The following is a 693-nucleotide window of genomic DNA, read 5'->3' on the forward strand; positions in this document are numbered from 1 at the left end:
TGAAAAAAGTTATGTCTCTGAGTGACGGTTTTACAAGCTTTTTGAGACGGCCCTTTTTACGATTAAACCGTATTCGTTTTACCAATAAAAATTACCTGCAGTATTTATTTAGCAGGTCTTTTGCATTACTTGCGCCAAGTGACTCTGCAAGTCTAAAATCGTTACACGCTTTACTTCTCTGCTTGAGGTAAACACGAAGTGAACCTCTGGATATATAGGCTTCAACATACTCTTTATCTACGCTCAATGCTGCATTATAAGCAGAAAGAGCTTCTTTGAGGTTGCCCAACTTCTGCTGCGCTTTACCCTTAAGCGTATGTGCAGTCGCGCTCTCATCTACTTTAAGTACTTTTTCTGCATAGAAAATGGTGTTCTCATAATCTTGCAGCCTGTAATAGAAGTCTGACGTCAAACTAATTAATGCGTTCGCATTTTGAGGATCTTCTTTTAACACCTTATTGAAGTCTGCCAAAGCCTCTTCGTGCTTTCCTACCTCTTCGTAAGCCCGACCTCTGTTGTAAAGAGATTTGATGTGAGTCGGCTCCAACCTTAAATATTCAGTATAAGCGTCAATTGCCTTCTCATACTGACCATTTTTGAAATACTTATCTCCTAGCTCGGAGCGTTCATCTTTACACGCTGCGGCTACTACCACTACAAACAATATTTGAATTGCTAATCTTAAACTTTTCA

At 39.5% G+C, this 693-nt stretch carries 1 protein-coding gene; it reads right to left on the reverse strand.

Annotation, left to right across the window (positions count from 1 at the left end):
- Nucleotides 1-91: 91 nt before the first annotated feature.
- A partial coding sequence (locus tag E1176_RS00375) for a tetratricopeptide repeat protein (protein ID WP_155208614.1) occupies nucleotides 92-693 on the reverse strand: 602 nt, incomplete at its 5' end.

The sequence above is a fragment of the Fulvivirga aurantia genome, assembly GCF_009711475.1.
In the GTDB taxonomy this organism is placed as follows: Bacteria; Bacteroidota; Bacteroidia; order Cytophagales; family Cyclobacteriaceae; genus Fulvivirga; species Fulvivirga aurantia.